General features: G+C 69.8%; 16 protein-coding genes. 1 reads left to right on the top strand and 15 read right to left on the bottom strand.

Going from position 1 to position 15,542, the window contains the following annotated elements; genetic code table 11:
• Window positions 1-47: 47 nt before the first annotated feature.
• The 12 genes from NUG21_RS14150 to NUG21_RS14095 form a co-directional block, all read right to left on the bottom strand.
• Window positions 48-1,301, bottom strand: coding sequence for an NAD(P)/FAD-dependent oxidoreductase (locus NUG21_RS14150; RefSeq protein WP_263391198.1), 1,254 nt, complete (start codon window positions 1,299-1,301; stop codon window positions 48-50).
• Window positions 1,298-2,275, bottom strand: a complete 978-nt coding sequence (locus NUG21_RS14145; protein WP_242156620.1) for an acyl-CoA desaturase — start codon at window positions 2,273-2,275, stop codon at window positions 1,298-1,300. Before NUG21_RS14145 ends, NUG21_RS14150 begins: the two co-directional genes overlap by 4 nt.
• Before the next feature lie 338 nt (window positions 2,276-2,613).
• Window positions 2,614-3,402 carry an anti-sigma factor gene (locus NUG21_RS14140; protein ID WP_263391197.1) on the bottom strand — a complete coding sequence of 263 codons (789 nt, stop codon included), beginning with the start codon at window positions 3,400-3,402 and terminating at the stop codon, window positions 2,614-2,616.
• The gene (locus NUG21_RS14135) at window positions 3,399-3,956 is read right to left on the bottom strand and encodes a sigma-70 family RNA polymerase sigma factor (protein WP_160948006.1); all 558 of its coding nucleotides are present in this window, start codon (window positions 3,954-3,956) and stop codon (window positions 3,399-3,401) included. The genes NUG21_RS14140 and NUG21_RS14135 overlap by 4 nt, the downstream gene beginning before the upstream one ends.
• Window positions 3,957-4,014: 58 nt before the next feature.
• Window positions 4,015-4,386 carry a DUF4345 domain-containing protein gene (locus tag NUG21_RS14130; RefSeq protein WP_263391196.1) on the bottom strand — a complete coding sequence of 124 codons (372 nt, stop codon included), beginning with the start codon at window positions 4,384-4,386 and terminating at the stop codon, window positions 4,015-4,017.
• Between the two features lie 88 nt (window positions 4,387-4,474).
• The gene (locus tag NUG21_RS14125; RefSeq protein ID WP_263391195.1) at window positions 4,475-5,263 is read right to left on the bottom strand and encodes a hypothetical protein; all 789 of its coding nucleotides are present in this window, start codon (window positions 5,261-5,263) and stop codon (window positions 4,475-4,477) included.
• A gap of 90 nt (window positions 5,264-5,353) precedes the next feature.
• Window positions 5,354-5,764, bottom strand: a complete 411-nt coding sequence (gene rnfB, locus NUG21_RS14120; protein WP_160948003.1) for an Rnf electron transport complex subunit RnfB — start codon at window positions 5,762-5,764, stop codon at window positions 5,354-5,356.
• 108 nt (window positions 5,765-5,872) lie between these two features.
• Window positions 5,873-6,463, bottom strand: coding sequence for an HlyD family secretion protein (locus NUG21_RS14115; RefSeq protein ID WP_263391194.1), 591 nt, complete (start codon window positions 6,461-6,463; stop codon window positions 5,873-5,875).
• A 4-nt stretch (window positions 6,464-6,467) separates the two neighbouring features.
• On the bottom strand, window positions 6,468-7,070 hold the full coding sequence (locus NUG21_RS14110) for an HAD family hydrolase (protein ID WP_263391193.1): 603 nt from the start codon (window positions 7,068-7,070) through the stop codon (window positions 6,468-6,470).
• An 83-nt stretch (window positions 7,071-7,153) separates the two neighbouring features.
• A complete protein-coding gene (metG, locus tag NUG21_RS14105; RefSeq protein ID WP_263391192.1) occupies window positions 7,154-9,313 on the bottom strand; it encodes a methionine--tRNA ligase in 2,160 nt (719 codons plus the stop codon).
• Between the two features lie 220 nt (window positions 9,314-9,533).
• Window positions 9,534-9,986, bottom strand: coding sequence for a DUF2147 domain-containing protein (locus tag NUG21_RS14100; RefSeq protein ID WP_019798306.1), 453 nt, complete (start codon window positions 9,984-9,986; stop codon window positions 9,534-9,536).
• A gap of 126 nt (window positions 9,987-10,112) precedes the next feature.
• The gene (locus NUG21_RS14095) at window positions 10,113-10,514 is read right to left on the bottom strand and encodes an SMU1112c/YaeR family gloxylase I-like metalloprotein (RefSeq protein ID WP_263391191.1); all 402 of its coding nucleotides are present in this window, start codon (window positions 10,512-10,514) and stop codon (window positions 10,113-10,115) included.
• 178 nt (window positions 10,515-10,692) lie between these two features.
• Here NUG21_RS14095 and mmuM point away from each other — a divergent pair, with 178 nt between their 5' ends.
• Complete coding sequence (gene mmuM, locus NUG21_RS14090) at window positions 10,693-11,631, top strand: homocysteine S-methyltransferase (protein WP_263391190.1); 939 nt, start codon at window positions 10,693-10,695, stop codon at window positions 11,629-11,631.
• 343 nt (window positions 11,632-11,974) lie between these two features.
• Here the strand turns inward: mmuM and NUG21_RS14085 are convergent, their stop codons facing one another.
• The 3 genes from NUG21_RS14085 to NUG21_RS14075 form a co-directional block, all read right to left on the bottom strand.
• On the bottom strand, window positions 11,975-13,849 hold the full coding sequence (locus NUG21_RS14085) for a DUF885 domain-containing protein (RefSeq protein ID WP_263391189.1): 1,875 nt from the start codon (window positions 13,847-13,849) through the stop codon (window positions 11,975-11,977).
• 199 nt (window positions 13,850-14,048) lie between these two features.
• Window positions 14,049-14,822 (bottom strand): queuosine precursor transporter, encoded by a 774-nt coding sequence (locus NUG21_RS14080; protein WP_160947997.1) that lies wholly within the window; start codon window positions 14,820-14,822, stop codon window positions 14,049-14,051.
• A 5-nt stretch (window positions 14,823-14,827) separates the two neighbouring features.
• Window positions 14,828-15,511 (bottom strand): DUF502 domain-containing protein, encoded by a 684-nt coding sequence (locus tag NUG21_RS14075; RefSeq protein WP_019797897.1) that lies wholly within the window; start codon window positions 15,509-15,511, stop codon window positions 14,828-14,830.
• Between the last annotated feature and the right edge of the window lie 31 nt (window positions 15,512-15,542).

Genomic DNA, 15,542 nt, shown 5'->3' with positions numbered 1-15,542 from the left:
GACGGCGCCAGCCGGCGGGGCGGACACGGCAGCGCGGCGCAGCACGGTCATGACCAGGGTACCCCCAGCGCGGCGGCCACGTCGACCGCGCTGCGCAGGCCGTCCTCGTGGAAGCCGAAGCCCCAGCCGGCGCCGGCGAACCAGGTGTTGCGCTGGCCCTGGATCTCGCCCTTGCGCGCCTGCGCCGCCACCGATGCCTGGGTCTGCAGCGGATGCCGATAGCGCATGCGCCGCAGCACCTTGGCCGGGTCGATCGCATCGCTGCGGTTGAGGCTGACGATGAACGGCTGCGGCGCCTGCAGCGACTGCAGTGCGTTCATCCAGTAGCTCACCGTGCACGATGCGTCCGGATCGGCCGGCACGTGCGCGTTCCAGGCGGCCCAGGCGCGGCGGTCGCGCGGCAGCACGCGCGCATCGGTGTGCAGTACGGTCTCGTTGTCCTGGTAGCCGATCGCGCCGAGGATCGCGGTTTCGGCGTCGCTGGGATCGGTGAGCAGGCGCAGCGCATCGTCTGCGTGGCAGGCCAGCACCGCGTGGTCGTACTGCTGGGTGTCGGCGTCGCAGGCGATGGCGACGCTGCCGTGCGCGGTCCGCTGGATCGCGCGCACCGGCGTGCCCAGCCGCTCGCGCACGCGCCAGCGGCTGCGCAGCGCGCGCACGTAGCTGTTGGAGCCGCCGCGCACCACCCGCCACTGCGGGCGGCCGCTGACCTGCAGCATGTGGTGGTTGGCCATGAAGCCGATCAACTGGCGCATCGGGAAGTCGAGGATCTGCCGCGAGGGCGAGGACCACAGCGCCGAGGCCATCGGCACCAGGTGCGCGTCGCGGAACACTTCGGAGTAGCCGTGGCGCTGCAGGAATTCACCCAGCGTCAGCTGCGCCAGCGTGGCGTCGTGCAGCACCTGCGGCGCCTCCCGGTAGAACCGCCGCAGGTCGCGCAGCATCCGCCAGAAGCGCGGCGACAGCAGGTTGCGGCGCTGGCAGAACAGGCCGCCGAGGGTGCCGGCGTTGTATTCCAGCCCGGTGCGCTGCTCGTGTACCGAGAAACTCATCGTGGTCGGCTGCGACTCCACCCCGAGCCGCGCGAACAGCGCGCTCAGCAGCGGGTAGTGCTGCGGATTGAACACGATGAAGCCGCTGTCCACCGCGTACTCCACACCGTCCAGTTCGATCGCATGGGTGTGGGTGTGGCCGCCGAGATAATCGGCCGCCTCGTACAGCGTCACCTCGTGGCGCTGCGACAGCAACCACGCCGCGCCGAGGCCGGCGATCCCCGAGCCCACCACCGCGATCCGGCTCATCGGGCACGCGCCTGTGCGCGCAGCAGCCCGGCCGGCACCGGTTTGAGCTCGCGGATCACCCGGGTCCACGACAGCGCCTTCAGTCCGTACCAGGTCAGGTCCAGCTCCCACCAGCGGAAACCCTGGCGCGCGGCGCCGGGGAAGAAATGGTGGTTGTTGTGCCAGCCTTCGCCGAAGGTCAGCAGCGCCAGCCACAGGTTGTTGCGGCTGTCGTCGCGGGTGTCGAAGCGGCGGCTGCCGAAACGGTGCGCCAGCGAGTTGATGGTGAAGGTGGCATGGAACAGCGCCACGGTGGAGACGAAGAAGCCCCACACCAGCAACTGCGGTCCATCGGTGCCGAGCTGCGGCACGTGCTGCTGCAGCCACTCGCCGAGCAGGAACAGCGCCAGCGCCAGCAGCACCGGCAGCAGCAGGTCGAAGCGATCGAGGAAGCGCAGTTCGGGGAAGCGACGCAGGTCCGGGATCGCGTCCCAATCGGTGCGGAAGCCGCGCGGGGTCAGGAACCAGCCGCTATGGCTCCACCAGAAGCCGTGCTGGCGTGGCGAATGCGGATCGGCCGGGGTGTCGGTGTGGCGATGGTGGTTGCGGTGGTGCGCGGCCCACCACAGCGGCCCGCGCTGCACGCAGGTGGCGCCGATCGCGGCGAACAGGAACTGCACCGGGCGCGAGGTCTTGAACGCGCGGTGGGCGAAATAGCGGTGGTAGAAGCCGGTGAGCGCGAACATGCGCACCGCATACATCGCCACCGCCATGCCCACGGCGAACCACGACACGCCGACCCAGAACACGCCCAGGCAGGCCAGGTGCAGGCCGATGTAGGGCGCGGCGCGCAGCCAGTCGATGCGGTCGGCGCGCGCTGGGTCCAGTTCGATCTCGGCGCTGGTGTCGAACCAGCGGCGCAAGGTGCGCAGGATGCGGCCACGCGGCGCAGGCGGCGTTGTCGAATGCGGGCGTTCCGGAACGGGACTCGGCACAAGCGCGTCTCATTGGGGGACTTGGGGAGCGATACGGGCGAAACCGGAAGACGGATGCACCCGCGTCGCGCGCCGTCCCCTGCGCGTGGTGCATGCTCGTCGCGCGTGGCGCACGTGTTCCCCGCCTGCGCATCGCAGCGCCGAGGGGGGGACGATCGTGTCGCGACACAGGACGGAACCGCGCATGCATGACAGCGCGCGTATCCTGCCCAGGCTGCGGTAGCGGTTAAGTGAATACGCGCCGCGGCCGCCGTGGCGGCGGCGGTCGGCGGCCGCCGCGACGCGCGCCAAGTGGCCGCGCGCGGGCGATGCGGCGGCGCAGGGCCGCCGCAATTTGTCTACGGCGCCAGCTGCAGCGTGCTGATGCCGCCCTTGGCCACGACCGGGCCGGTGGCCACGCCGCCGGGCGCGCCGCCGGGCGGTTCCATGGTCACCGCCAGCACCGCGCCGTCGCTGAGCAAGGGCATCAGCGCATCGGGGATGCGCGCCACGCGCGCCTTGGCTTCGTCGAACACGCCCATCGAGCGCGCCTTGCCGTCGGCCGGGATCAGCCACAGTTCGGGCACGCGGGCACTGTCGCGGGTGCCGCCCAGCGGGGTGAGGGTGATGCTGCGCTTGTCGGCGTCCATCAGCGCCACGTAGCCGGGCTTGCCGTCGTCCTGCATCAGCGTGGAGGTCATCGCGATGCCGCTGGGCTTGGGCGTGGTGGTGGCGACCGGCGGCGGCTGCGCGGCCGGCGGTGGCACCGGCGCGCGCGCCAGCAGCAGCGCCAGCAGGCAGGCGGTGGCGGTGGCGAAGCCGCCGGTGCTGAGCCAGCGCCAGGTCCGCACGCTGTCCCAGAACCCGGGCGCGGCCGGACGCGCGCGCGGCGCCGGCGCATCCAGGCCCAGCGAAGCGCGGATGCGCACCCACACGCGCTCGGGCACCGCCACCGGCGCGATCTCGTCGGCCAGCGGCATCAGGTGCTGCTGCCACTGCAGTACCGCCGCGGCGAATGCATGGTCGCTGTCGATGCGCGCCTCGGCAGCACGGCGCTCCTGCGCGTCGAGCACGCCGAGCACGTATTCGCCGGCCAGCACGTCGCGCGGCGGCGGGGTTTCCTGCGGATCGGGCACGGAGGCGTTCATCGTTCCAGGCACGCTTTCAGTTTGGCCAGGCCGCGGCGGATCCAGCTCTTGACCGTGCCCAGCGGCGTGCCGCTGCGATGGGCCAGTTCTTCATAGGTGATGCCTTCGAAGAACGCGGTACGGATCAGCTCGCCGCGCGGCGGCTCCAGTTCGCCCATGCACACGTCCAGGCGCCGGCCTGCCACCCGCCACTCGGTGTCGGCGAGCGGATCGCGGCCTTCGTCCTGCAGCTCGCCGGCGTCGTCCAGCGCCACCGATTGCCGCGCCGGCGCACGCGCGCGCAGATGGTCGATGGCCTTGTTGCGCGCGATCATGGTCAGCCAGGTCAGGCCGCGCGCGCGCTGCGGGTCGAATTGCGCGGCCTTGCGCCAGACCGAGGAGAACACTTCCTGCAGCACGTCCTCGGCCTCGCCGCGCTGCGGCACGATGCGCAGGCACACGCCGAACAGGCGCGACGAGGTGCTGCGGTACAGGCGCTCGAAGGCGGCGCTGTCGCCGCTGGCGGTGGCGACCAGCAATTGTCCTGCTTCGTCGTGATCGGGCGTCTCGGTCATGCCGGGATACGGTGGCGAAGGTCGGCGCGATGCTACAGGCTTTCGCCGCGTCCGTCGCTCAGGCGCGCTGGCGCCGCCACAGCACGAGTGCGGCGAGCAGCAGGACGATCTCGAACGCGGCCAGGCCGGTCGTGGTCGGGCCCACCGGCCACAGCCGCAGCAGGCTGGCGCTGCGGTAGAGCACGATGGGCACGTAGAACGCCAGCGCCAGGAGCAGGCCGGTGCGCAGTTGCCCGGTGCGGGCGAAGTAGCCGAACAGGAAGGCCATGCCCAACTGCAGGCCGCCGTAGATGACCAGGTATTCGGACTGGCCGGACCGGTCCAGGCCGACATAGCCCACCGCCGCGGCAGTCTGCGCCGGCAGCAGCGTGCACCAGACGGCGAGCAGCGCGTACAGCGCGGCGTTGAACCACAGATAGGCCTTGGCCATGGGGTGTCCTCGTCGATGCGCGGGCGATGCGCAGGCATGGTTGTAGCGGGTGCGGCGCGGGCCGGCGTGAACGCGCTGGCGGCGCGGTTCAGCGCGCGCTGCATTGCGCGACCAACGGTTGCCGCAGCGCCTGCTCCCAGGCGCCGGCATCGGCCTGGCCGCGCAGGCGTTCGGGGAATTCGATGCGCACGCTCGGGTAGCGGCCGCGCGCGTCGCGGATGTTGCCGACGCCGCGGAACTCGAGCAGACGCCGGTCCTGGCGTGCGTAGGCGACGCTGAGGTCGGGCAGCAGCGTGCCGTACCAGGCGGCCAGGCTCAGGGTGTAGCGCTGCACCTTCGCATCGGCCGGGCCGGGCGTGATGCGGAAGTCGAGCGTGCGCAGTTCGCTGGGCAGCACGAAGGCGATACGCTGCGGCGCGCCGCTGCCCAGGCTGTCCCAGCGCTGGCGCAGGTAGGCGTCGAAGCCGGCGTCGATCACCTGCGCCTGGTCGCTCTTCGGCAACGGCGCGCGGCGCTCGGCCTGGCCTTTGGCCTGGCTGAACATCTCGCGCCCGCTGCCGCTGCGGCGCACGCCCTCGCGGTAGCCGCTGCGCGCATCGACCAGCTCGAAGTCCGGCGCAGCGCTGCCGTCGTCCACGCGCTTGCGCGCGAATGCGGCGCCATCGGCGCACTGGTACAGCACCAGGCGCGCGCCATCCTCGCGCACCCAGTGGCTTTCGCGATACAGCACCTGCTTGCCGTCGGCGGCATAGGCGACGCCCTCGTAGTGCAGCATGGCCCTGGCCGGCGCCGCAGCGACCAGGGCGGCGGTGCCGAGGGCCAGGGCCAGCGGCAGGTGCGGTCGGGAGAGTGGGAAGGCAGCGGTCGACGTCGGCATGCACGGCGCTCCGGTGGGATGACACCAGGACATACGCGGCCGGCGCCGATCCGGATGCGCCCGTGGTAGCGGCCGCGTTGCGCAGGCGTCTCAGCGCAGCACGATGCAGTCCACCGGGCAGGCTGGCAGGCACAGCGCGCAGCCGGTGCACAAGGGGGCCAGCACCGTGTGCATGTGCTTGGCGCCGCCGACGATGGCGTCCACCGGGCAGGCCTGGATGCACTTGGTGCAGCCGATGCAGTCGGCCTCGACCACCCACGCCACCTGCGGCGGCGCGTGCGTGCCGCGGCTGCGGTCGTAGGGCAGGGCAGGCACCCCGAGCACCCGCGCCAGGGCGCGCGCGCCGGCATCGCCGCCGGGCGGGCAGCGGTCCACCTGCGCCGTGCCGGCGGCCATCGCCTCGGCATAGGGGCGACAGCCGTCGAACCCGCACTGGCCGCATTGGGTCTGCGGCAGCAGGCGATCGAGACGTTCGAGCAGGGCGTCGTGGGTGGGCGTCATGGCGGAGGCGGCGCGCGGCGGCGCACGGCGTGGAGCAGAGGCGAAAGAGCGGAAACGCCGGCGTGGCGAGCCGGCACAGTGTAGCGCGGCGTCCGCTGCGGCCCGCGCCTAGCGCGCGCTGTAGGTGTCGATCACGACCTGGACCGCGGTGCCCGGCTCCGGCGTGGCGGGCGCGTCCTGGGCACGGTCCAGCACGATCCGCACCGGCTGCCGCTGCACGCGCTGGACATGGTTGCCGGCCTGCGCGGCTGTGTCGAGCGCCGCGTCCGTGTCGGCGCCGATCGCCTGGACGTGGCCGACCCAGGCGCTCTCCGCATCACCGGCCAGGCGCACCTGCGCGGCCTGGCCGACCCGGATCGTCGGCAGCACGTCCTCGCGGAACCGGGCGATCACCACGGTTGCGTCGTCCGGGGACGCATGCGTGGAGACGGCGGCCGGCGCGCCGGGCCTGGCGCCACCGGCGCGCGACGCCGGCGTCGCCACCCAGGCGTCGTCGCTGCGCGCCGCGGGGTACATGCGCCACCCCCACACGCTGACGGCGAATGCGATGCCGAGCAGGATCGCCAGCGCCACGATCGACAAGGCGACGACCGCGCCGCGGTCGCGCGGTGGCGTCGCTTCGGCGTCGCTGCGTGCCGCCGAGGCGGCCACGCGCTGCGCAGCGGACGGCAGGGGCGGCGGTGTCTGGCGCAGCGTCATCGGCTCAGGCGATCCGGCGCCCGCGGTACCAGCGCTCGTGCGCCAGTGCCAGCATCGGTCGATCCTCGCGGCTGTCGCCGTAGGCATAGATGCGCTGATAGGCGCCGAGGTCGTAGTGCATGCGGATCAGCGCCGCCTTGCGCGGCCCGCAATCGCCGTGGCGATAGCGGCCGGTCAGCCGCCCGTCCTGCACATCCAGGCGGTTGCAGATCACGTGCAGCCCATGTTGCGTGCACCAGGGCCGCAGATACAGGTCCAGCGAGCCGGACACCACCGCCACGGCGTGCCCCTGGGCCTGATGCCAGGCGATCCGCTGCATCATGTCCGGCCGCAGCAGCAACGGCAGCGCCTCCTGCGCATAGTGCTCGGCCTGGCGGGCGATGTCGTCCGCATCGCGTCCGGCGAACACCAGTCGGGTGACCCGCGTGCGCAACGCCGCCGCCGACACCAGGCCCAGCCGGTAGCCGGCCAGCCAGGGTCCGACCGTCCAGCGCGCAGTCGCCTGTTGCGCCGGCGTCGCCACACGGCGCAGGAACCCCGAATAGGTGTCGGTGGTTGTGACCGTGTGGTCGAAGTCGAATAGAGCGAGGGATTGGGGATTCGGCATTGGGGATTCGTCACCGCGTCATGGACCCATCGGCGCCGAGAGTGGCTCAACCAATCCCCAATCCCGACTCCCCAATCCCGGCCTTACCGCACCGGCATGCCCGGTTGCGCGCCGCTGTCGGCGTCGAGCAGGGCCAGGGCGCCGCCGTCGAAGCCGGCCGACAGGATCATGCCTTCGCTGAGGCCGAAGCGCATCTTGCGCGGGGCCAGGTTGGCGATGAACACCACGTTGCGGCCGACCAGCTTCTCCGGTTCGCCGTAGCTGCCGCGGATGCCGGAGAAGATCTGCCGCTTGCCCAGCTCGCCGGCGTCCAGTTCGAAGCGCAGCAGCTTGTCCGATCCTTCGACGAACTCGCAGGCCAGCACCTTGCCGATGCGCAGGTCGAGCTTGGCGAAGTCGTCGATGCCGATGACGCTGGAATTGGGGAGTGGGGATTGCGGATTCGTCACTGCCTTCGCCTCCTGCTTGGCGGCGGGGGCCGCGGCGGCCGGAGCGGGGGCGAGGGTGTCCTTGGAGGCGTCGGTCATGGCGTCGAGCAGCTTTGGGTCGATACGGGTGAACAGGGGGGCGTAGGTTTCGATCTGGATTTCTTGGAAGCGCGGATAATCGCCGATTCTTGCGAACGGTACTTCCTCTTCCCCCATGTTGAGGAAGCGGAGAGCTAGCTTCGTCGTGTTGGGCAGAATTGGCTGAAGGGCAATGGTGATGTCCCTGAACATCGTCAGGGCCGCATACAACACAATGCGCAGCTCTTCTGAACGGTTTTGGTCTTTAGCCAGGCTCCAAGGGGCGGCTCTGGCAACAAACTCGTTTGCAGCGTCTGCAGCGGCCATCAACTCCCGGCAGACACGTCCGAAGTCGTTGCGTTCGTAATGCTGCGTTGCATTTTTTGCTTGGTTCGAGACCGCAACAAATGTGGCAATCGCATCCGTTTCGATATCGGTTGGCTCCGATTTGGCATGCCAGTCAGGGCCGGATGCTGAGACAACCTGCTTGATTCGGTCCTGTTGCAGCGAGGATGTCGTGAGTCGTCCATGGAATGCCTTGCTGGCGATACCCGCGCAGCGGCTGGCCAGGTTGACGAACTTGCCGACCAGGTCCGCATTGACCCGCGCCACGAAGTCGCCCAGGTTCAGGTCCAGATCGTCGACGCCGCCGGAGGACTTGGCCGCGAAGTAGTAGCGCAGCGCTTCCGGCTCCAGGCCCACGTCCAGGTAGGTGCGGGCCATGACGAAGGTGCCGCGCGACTTGGACATCTTGGCGCCGTCCACCGTCAGGTAACCGTTGACGTGCAGCCGGGTCGGCGCGCGGTGACCGGTGCCGTGCAGCACCGCCGGCCAGAACAGGCCGTGGAAGTTGACGATGTCCTTGCCGATGAAGTGGTGCAGCTCGGTGGCGGTGCCGGCGGCCAGGTGCGGCTCGAACGCTTCGCCCAGGCTCGCGCACAGGGTCTGGAAGCTGCTCAGGTAGCCGATCGGCGCGTCCAGCCACACGTAGAAATACTTGCCGGGCTGGCCGGGGATCTGGAAGCCGAAGTACGGCGCGTCGCGGGAGATGTCCCAGGCGCGCAGGCCGCCTTCGCTGTCCAGCCATTCCATCAGCTTGGCCTTGACCCCGGGCAGGGCCACGTCGCCGGCCAGCCATTCGCGCAGGAAGCCGTCGAAGCGGCCGACCTCGAAGAAGAAGTGCTCCGAATCGCGCAGCTCCGGCGTGGCGCCGGAGATCACCGACTTGGGCTCCTTCAGTTCGGTCGGCGCATAGGTGGCGCCGCAGACCTCGCAGTTGTCGCCGTACTGGTCGGCGCTGCCGCAGTTCGGGCAGATGCCCTTGATGTAGCGGTCGGGCAGGAACATGCCCTTGGCCGGATCGTAGAACTGCGCCACCGAGCGCCGCGCGATGTGGCCGCCGGCGTCGAGCTTGGCGTAGAACGCCTCGGTCAGGACACGGTTGGCGTCCGAGTTGGTGGAGTCGTAATGGTCGAAGGCCACGCCGAACGCGGCGAAATCGCGCTCGTGGCTGGCCTGGATGGCGGCGATGAAGTCTTCCGGGGTGACCCCGGCCTTCTCCGCGGCCAGCATGATCGGCGTGCCGTGGGTGTCGTCGGCGCATACGAACCAGGTCCGGTCGCCGCGCAGCCGCCGCGCGCGCACCCAGATGTCGGCCTGGATGTAGCCGACCAGATGCCCCAGATGCAGCGGTCCGTTGGCATAGGGCAGGGCGGTGGTGACGAGGGCGGTGGTCATGGCGGCCGGCGTGTTTGGGGGCGCGAGATTATCGCATGGCATGGAAAGCCGGGACCCGGGGCCCGGGACCGGGGCCCGGAAGAGCGGTGCATGACGCGCTGACAGCCCACAAAAAAGGCGCCCTCGCGGACGCCTTTGGAGAAACATGTTGCGCGGAAAACTTCCGTTTCGCGCTACCTCGCTTTTCCGGGTCCCCGGTCCCGGGCCCCGAGTCCCGGTTTTACTCCCGAATCCAGGTCTGCGTCCGGCCCAGGGCCTCGATGCCGATGTAGCCGCGCATCTGCAGCTTCTTGCCGCCGTCGGTGAGGGTGACCTTGGCCTTGTAGGTCTTGCCCTTGGCCGGGTCCAGCACCGAGCCGCCGTCCCACACCGCCGCGCCGTCGGGCTTGAGGCCCCACAGGATGGTCATGCCCTTGATCGGCTTGCCCTTGCGCTCGCCGTCGCACTTGTCGCACATCGGGTTGGGGCCGTGGTTGGACTGCAGGATCTCCACCACCTTGCCGCTCAGCGTGCCGTTGGCGGCCTGTTCGATCTGCACGATCGACTTGGGCTTGCCGGTTTCGTCGTCGATGGTCTGCCAGCGGCCGACCGGCGTGGTGTCGGCGGCGTGCGCCATGAATGCCGCCGCGCTCAGCGGCAGGGCCAGCATCAGGGTCTTGAAGCTCGTGCGCATGTTCCCCTCCCGAGGGATGTCCGGTGCGGCCGGCGCGATGCCGGCCTGATCCGACTGTATACCCAAGCGTATGGTGCTGGGAATCCGCACTGCGGCATGCGGTTCAGCGTGACCACCGGCATGCATTCAGCCGCTCTCGTACAGTTCCAGCGGCAGGTCGTCGGGGTCGGCGAAGAAGGTGAAGCGGCGGCCGGTGTATTCGTCCACGCGGATCGGCTCGACCGCCACGCCGTGCGCCTGCAGGTGCGCGACCGCCGCGTCCAGGTCGCGCACGCGCAACGCCAGGTGGCGCAGCCCGCAGGCTTCCGGGCGGCTCGGCCGCGGCGGCGGCGCGGGGAACGAGAACAGTTCGAGCTGGCTGCCATCGGGCAGGGCCAGATCCAGCTTCCAGGAGTCGCGCGCGTCGCGGTAGACCTCGGCGATCACCGGCAGGCCCAGGATGCGGCAGTAGAAGTCCTTGGAGCGCGCGTAGTCGGAGGCGATGATCGCCACGTGGTGCAGGCCGTCGAGGGTGAGTGGCGACGTCATCGCGGCGCGCTCGGGAAGTGGGCGTGGGCACTGGCGGCCGTGCGCGCAGGCGGCGCGGTGGTGCTGTCGTGCACAGTCAGCAATAGGGAGAGCGGCATGCCGGCAGCATAGCGCAGCGGCGCGACCGCGCCGGCCCCGTCTGCGACACTACGCGTTCCGTCGCTGCGAGGCTGACGCCATGCCGCACAACCCGCTTGCCGCGCTGCTGGCCGAGGACCGGTGCCTGGTGCTCGACGGCGCCCTGGCCACCGAACTGGAGCGGCGCGGCTGCGATCTGCGCGATCCGCTGTGGTCGGCGAAGATCCTGCTGGAGCAGCCGCAGTTGATCCGCCAGGTGCACCAGGACTATTTCGCCGCCGGTGCGCAGTGCGCGATCACCGCCAGCTACCAGGCCACGCCGCAGGGCTTTGCCGCGCGCGGAATCGACCTCGCGCAAGCGCAGCACTTGATCGCGCGTAGCGTCGAACTGGCGCAGCAGGCGCGGCAGGCGCATCTCGCGCGGCATCCGCAGGCAGGGCCGCTGCTGGTCGCCGGCTCGGTCGGTCCGTATGGCGCCTATCTGGCCGACGGATCCGAATATCGCGGCGACTACGTGCTGACGCCGGCGCAGATGCGGGCGTTCCATCGCCTGCGCATCGCTGCCCTGGTCGCGGCCGGCGTGGCGTTGCTGGCCTGCGAAACGCAACCGTCGTTGTCGGAGATGGCGGCGTTGCTGCAGGTACTGGAGGAATTTCCACGGGTTGTCGCCTGGTTCGCCTGCACCTTGCGCGACGCCGCGCATCTCAGCGACGGCACGCCGCTGCACAACGTGGTGGCGTTGCTCGATGGCCATCCGCAGGTGGTCGCGCTCGGCGTCAACTGCATTGCGCCGTCGCTTGCCACCGCGGCGTTGCGCCACCTGGCGACACTGACCCGGTTGCCTTTGGTGGTGTATCCGAACGCTGGCGAGCGCTACGACGCCGACCGCAAATGCTGGCAGACCGACGGTGCCGACGCTGGCACCCTGGCCGACCACCTCGCCGACTGGCGTGCGGCCGGCGCTCGACTGATCGGCGGCTGCTGTCGCACCACACCGCAGGACATCGCGCAGCTGGCGCGGCATCTGGCATCGCCGTAGCGATGAGGCGCTCGCCTTGCGCGCAGCCGTATGCTGTCTTCGCCGGTGGTGTCGCAGCGGATGTCGGCGCTGGTCAGCCGCCTCCAGCTCTTGTGGGAGGGACTTCAGTCCCGACGCGTTGCAGTGAGCGGCGTCGGGGCTGAAGTCCCTCCCACAAGGGGGACACAGGCACGATCTGTCTCCGCGTCGCCATTGCAGCTTCTTTCGCAGGAGCGGCTTCAGCCGCGCCCGGGCTTTACCAGGCATGTCCGGTCGCGGCTGAAGCCGCTCCTACGAGAGATTTCGCGACATTCTGGATCTTGCGCCATTCGGGCCACATACCCGCGCGCGGGGCAGCGCCCGCTCACCCCTTCTTGCTCGCCACCCAGCGTTCGATCTTCTCCTGCAGCACGTTCAGCGGCACCGAGCCGTCCTTCAGCACTTCGGCATGGAACTCGCGGATGTCGAACTTGTCGCCCAGTTGCGCGCGGGCGTAGTCGCGCAGCTGCAGGATCTTCATCTCGCCGATCTTGTAGGACAGCGCCTGGCCGGGGATGGCCATGTAGCGCTCGGCTTCGGCCTCGGCATCGGTGCGGCTGGTGGCCGAGTTCTGCAGCATGTAGTCGATCACCTGCTCGCGGGTCCAGCCCTTGCTGTGCAGGCCGGTGTCCACCACCAGGCGGATCGCGCGCCACAGCTCGTTCTGCAGGTAGCCGAAGTAGTTGTACGGGTCCTGGTACAGGCCCAGTTCCTTGCCCAGCGATTCGGCGTACAGGCCCCAGCCTTCGATGAAGGCGGTCTCGCCGCCGAAGCGGCGGAACTTCGGCAGGTTGGTCAGCTCCTGCTGCAGGCCGAGCTGGAAGTGGTGGCCGGGAATGGCCTCGTGCAGGTACAGGTCTTCCGCATCCCAGGTCTTGCGGCTGGGCAGGTCGTAGGTGTTGACGTAGAAGATGCCGGGACGGCCGTCCTCGCTGGGGCGCATGTACGAGCCGCCGGCGGCCGACTGCGCGCGGTACGGCTCCACCGGGCGGATCTCGAACGCGGCCTTGGGCTTGAGCGAGAACATGCGCGGCACCGCCGCATCGACCCGGCCTTCCAGGCCGCGGTAATAGGTCAGCAGCTCGTCCTCGCTCTTGAAGGTAAAGCGCTTGTCGGTCTGCATGAACTTGAAGAACTTCTGCATCGAGCCGCGGAAGCGCACCTGCTTCATCACCGCCTGGATCTGGCCCTGGATGCGCGCCACCTCGTCCAGGCCGATCTGGTGGATCTGGACGGGGGTCAGGTCGGTGGTGGTGCTCTGGCGCACGTTCCAGGCGTACCAGGCGTCGCCGCCGGGCAGAGCGCCGACGCCGGCGGTGGTGCGCGTGGCCGGCAGGTATTCGGTGGCGATGAAGCCGCGCAGCGAGCGGTAGGCGGGCATTATGCGGTACTCGATCATGCGCTTGTATTCGGCGGTGATGCGTTGCTTCTCGGCCTCGGGGATGTCCGCCGGCAGGTTGCGCACCGGGCCCCAGAACAGGCTCTCCTCGGCGGTGGGCTTGATGATCGCATCCAGCTGCGGCAGCACCTTCTCCATCAGTGCGCGCGGCTGCACCACGCCGGCCTTCATGCCTTCGCGCATGTTGGCGATCGCCTGGTCGAACAGAGCCGGAATGCCGAGCGCGCGCCGCGACCAGTTGTCGTAGTCCTTGACCGTGCGGAACGGCTGCGCACCGGTGCCGGAGCCGAGCATCACCATGATGCTGCCGACGTTGTAGAACTGGTTCACCGGCTGCATCCAGCTCGGGTACTTCTCCGCCTCCAGCGCGTTGCGCGCATCGCCGACGAAGATCTCGTAGCTGAGCAGGTCCTGCCCGGTCAGGCCGTCCTTGCCGATCGCCTCGGCCTTGCCCAGCCACTCCACGGTGAAGTCGTGCGACTGCTGGCGGAACGCGGCCGAGAGGAAGTTCGGCAACTGGTCGTTGTAGCGGCTGTCGCCCTGGAAGGTGGCCTGCAGCGGATTGAGCCTGAGCGAGGCCTCCCAGTAATCGTCGTACAGCTTGTTCAGTTGCTGCGCCTTGGTCAGCACCACCGGGGCCGGTGCCGGCCGCGCCTTGCGCGCCTTGTTGGCCTTGGCGCGGGTCTGCGCGGTGGTCTGCTTGGTGGTCTTCTTCTTGGCCGCGTCCGCCGGGGCCGCCAGCGACAGGCTCAGGGCGGTGGCGATGGCAAGGGACAGCAGGCGGGGAAAGCGGGGCGGCATTGCGGGCTCCAACGACAAGCGAGCGGGGAGCTTGCCCGATCCGCACCGCGGAGGCCACCCGTGGCCGCTGCCCGCGAGCGCTTGCTGCCCCTGCCGCCGGCAGGCACCCGCCGTGGCGGGCCACGCGGGGCCGACGTCTGCGGCGCTGCACGATGGCCGCGCGCAAGGGCGCGCGGTGCGCTCGCGCGTGTGCCGGCGTTCAGTCGGCGGCCGCTTCCTCGCGCAGTTGTTCGGCGCGCTCGGGGGTCAGATAGTCGGTGATCAGCCGCCGCATCAGGTACAGCAACGGGATCAGCAGCACCGCCAGCAGCATCTTGCAGATGTAGTTCAGCGTGCTCACCGCCAGGAATAGCTGCATCGACCAGTGCTGCGGGCCGAGCACGAAGGCGATGTAGATCACCACGAAGCTGTCGATCAGCTGCGAGACCGCGGTGGAGCCGGTGGCGCGCAGCCACACGTGCTTCTCGCCGGTCACGCTGCGGATGCGGTGGAACACCGCCACGTCAATCAGCTGGCCGGCCATGAACGCGACCAGCGAGCCGGCGATGGTCCACATGCCCTGTCCGAACACCGCGGCGAACGCGGCCTGGTAGTCGGGCACACCCTGGCTCTGCGCCGCGGTGACCCAGAACCCGGCCGGGGCCAGCGCGATCGCGGCGAAGGCGAACAGGAAGCCGTAGCCGATCAGCGCCACCGCCAGCCAGGAGATGAAGCGCACGCCGCGGCGGCCGAAGAACTCGTTGATGGTGTCGGTGAGGATGAACACCAGCGGCCACAGCAGGGTGCCGGCGGTGAAGTTCATCGAGCCGGTCTGCCCGAACAGGTTCCAGTTCAGCGGGGCGATGCCCAGGGTGTCTTCCAGGGCGAAGATCTTGACCCCGATGAACTCGGCCAGCGCGGCGTTGACGCAGAAGAACGCCGCCAGGGCGATGAACAGACGGACCGCGCGATCGTCGAGCGTGCCGCGGCGCATCGGCGTCAGCGGTCCACGGTCCGGGTGAACGGCACGCTCTCCGGCGCCACCGCGCCGCCGGAAATGATGAAGCTCATGGCCTGGTCCACGCTCCAGTCGGTGGGCGTGAGCAGCTCCACCGGCACGATCTCCAGGTAGCCGGAGGTCGGGTTGGGCGTGGTCGGCACGTACACCGCGGCCAGTTCGCGGCCGGTGCCGTGTTCCTTGATCACCCGCGTCACCAGGCCGACGGATTTCATGTCCCGGTGCGGGAAGTCGATCAGCACCACGCGCTGGGTGCTGCCGGGCTGGGTCTGCAGGATGTCCACCAGCTTGCGCACGCTGTCGTAGACCACGCTGGCCAGCGGGATGCGGCGCATCACCGCCTCGAACCAGCGCAGCAGGCGCTGGCCGATCATGCGCCGGCTGAGGATGCCGACCAGCAGGATCACCGCCAGGGTGGCGATCAGGGCGATGGTGTTCTGCACCCATTGCGCGGTGGCCCAGCCCAGCTCGCGCGGGAACGAAGCGGCGATGCGCACCGACAGCGGCACCACCCAGGGGCTGCTGATCCCCGAGAGCAGCACGAACACGAACTTGACCACGACCCAGGTCAGCCAGATCGGCAACAGGGTCAGCAGGCCGGTGAAGAACAGCCGTTGCAGGGACGGGCGGGGAGTGGGAGCGGGAGCGGAGAGATCGGGCGACATCCGCGTAGTGTAGCGGCGCGTGATGACCGTT

The organism is Xanthomonas sp. CFBP 8445 (genome assembly GCF_025666235.1).
Taxonomy (GTDB): Bacteria; Pseudomonadota; Gammaproteobacteria; order Xanthomonadales; family Xanthomonadaceae; genus Xanthomonas_A; species Xanthomonas_A indica.
Note: the sequence above shows the minus strand (reverse complement) of the source record. Positions and strands in the feature narration are given on the sequence as shown.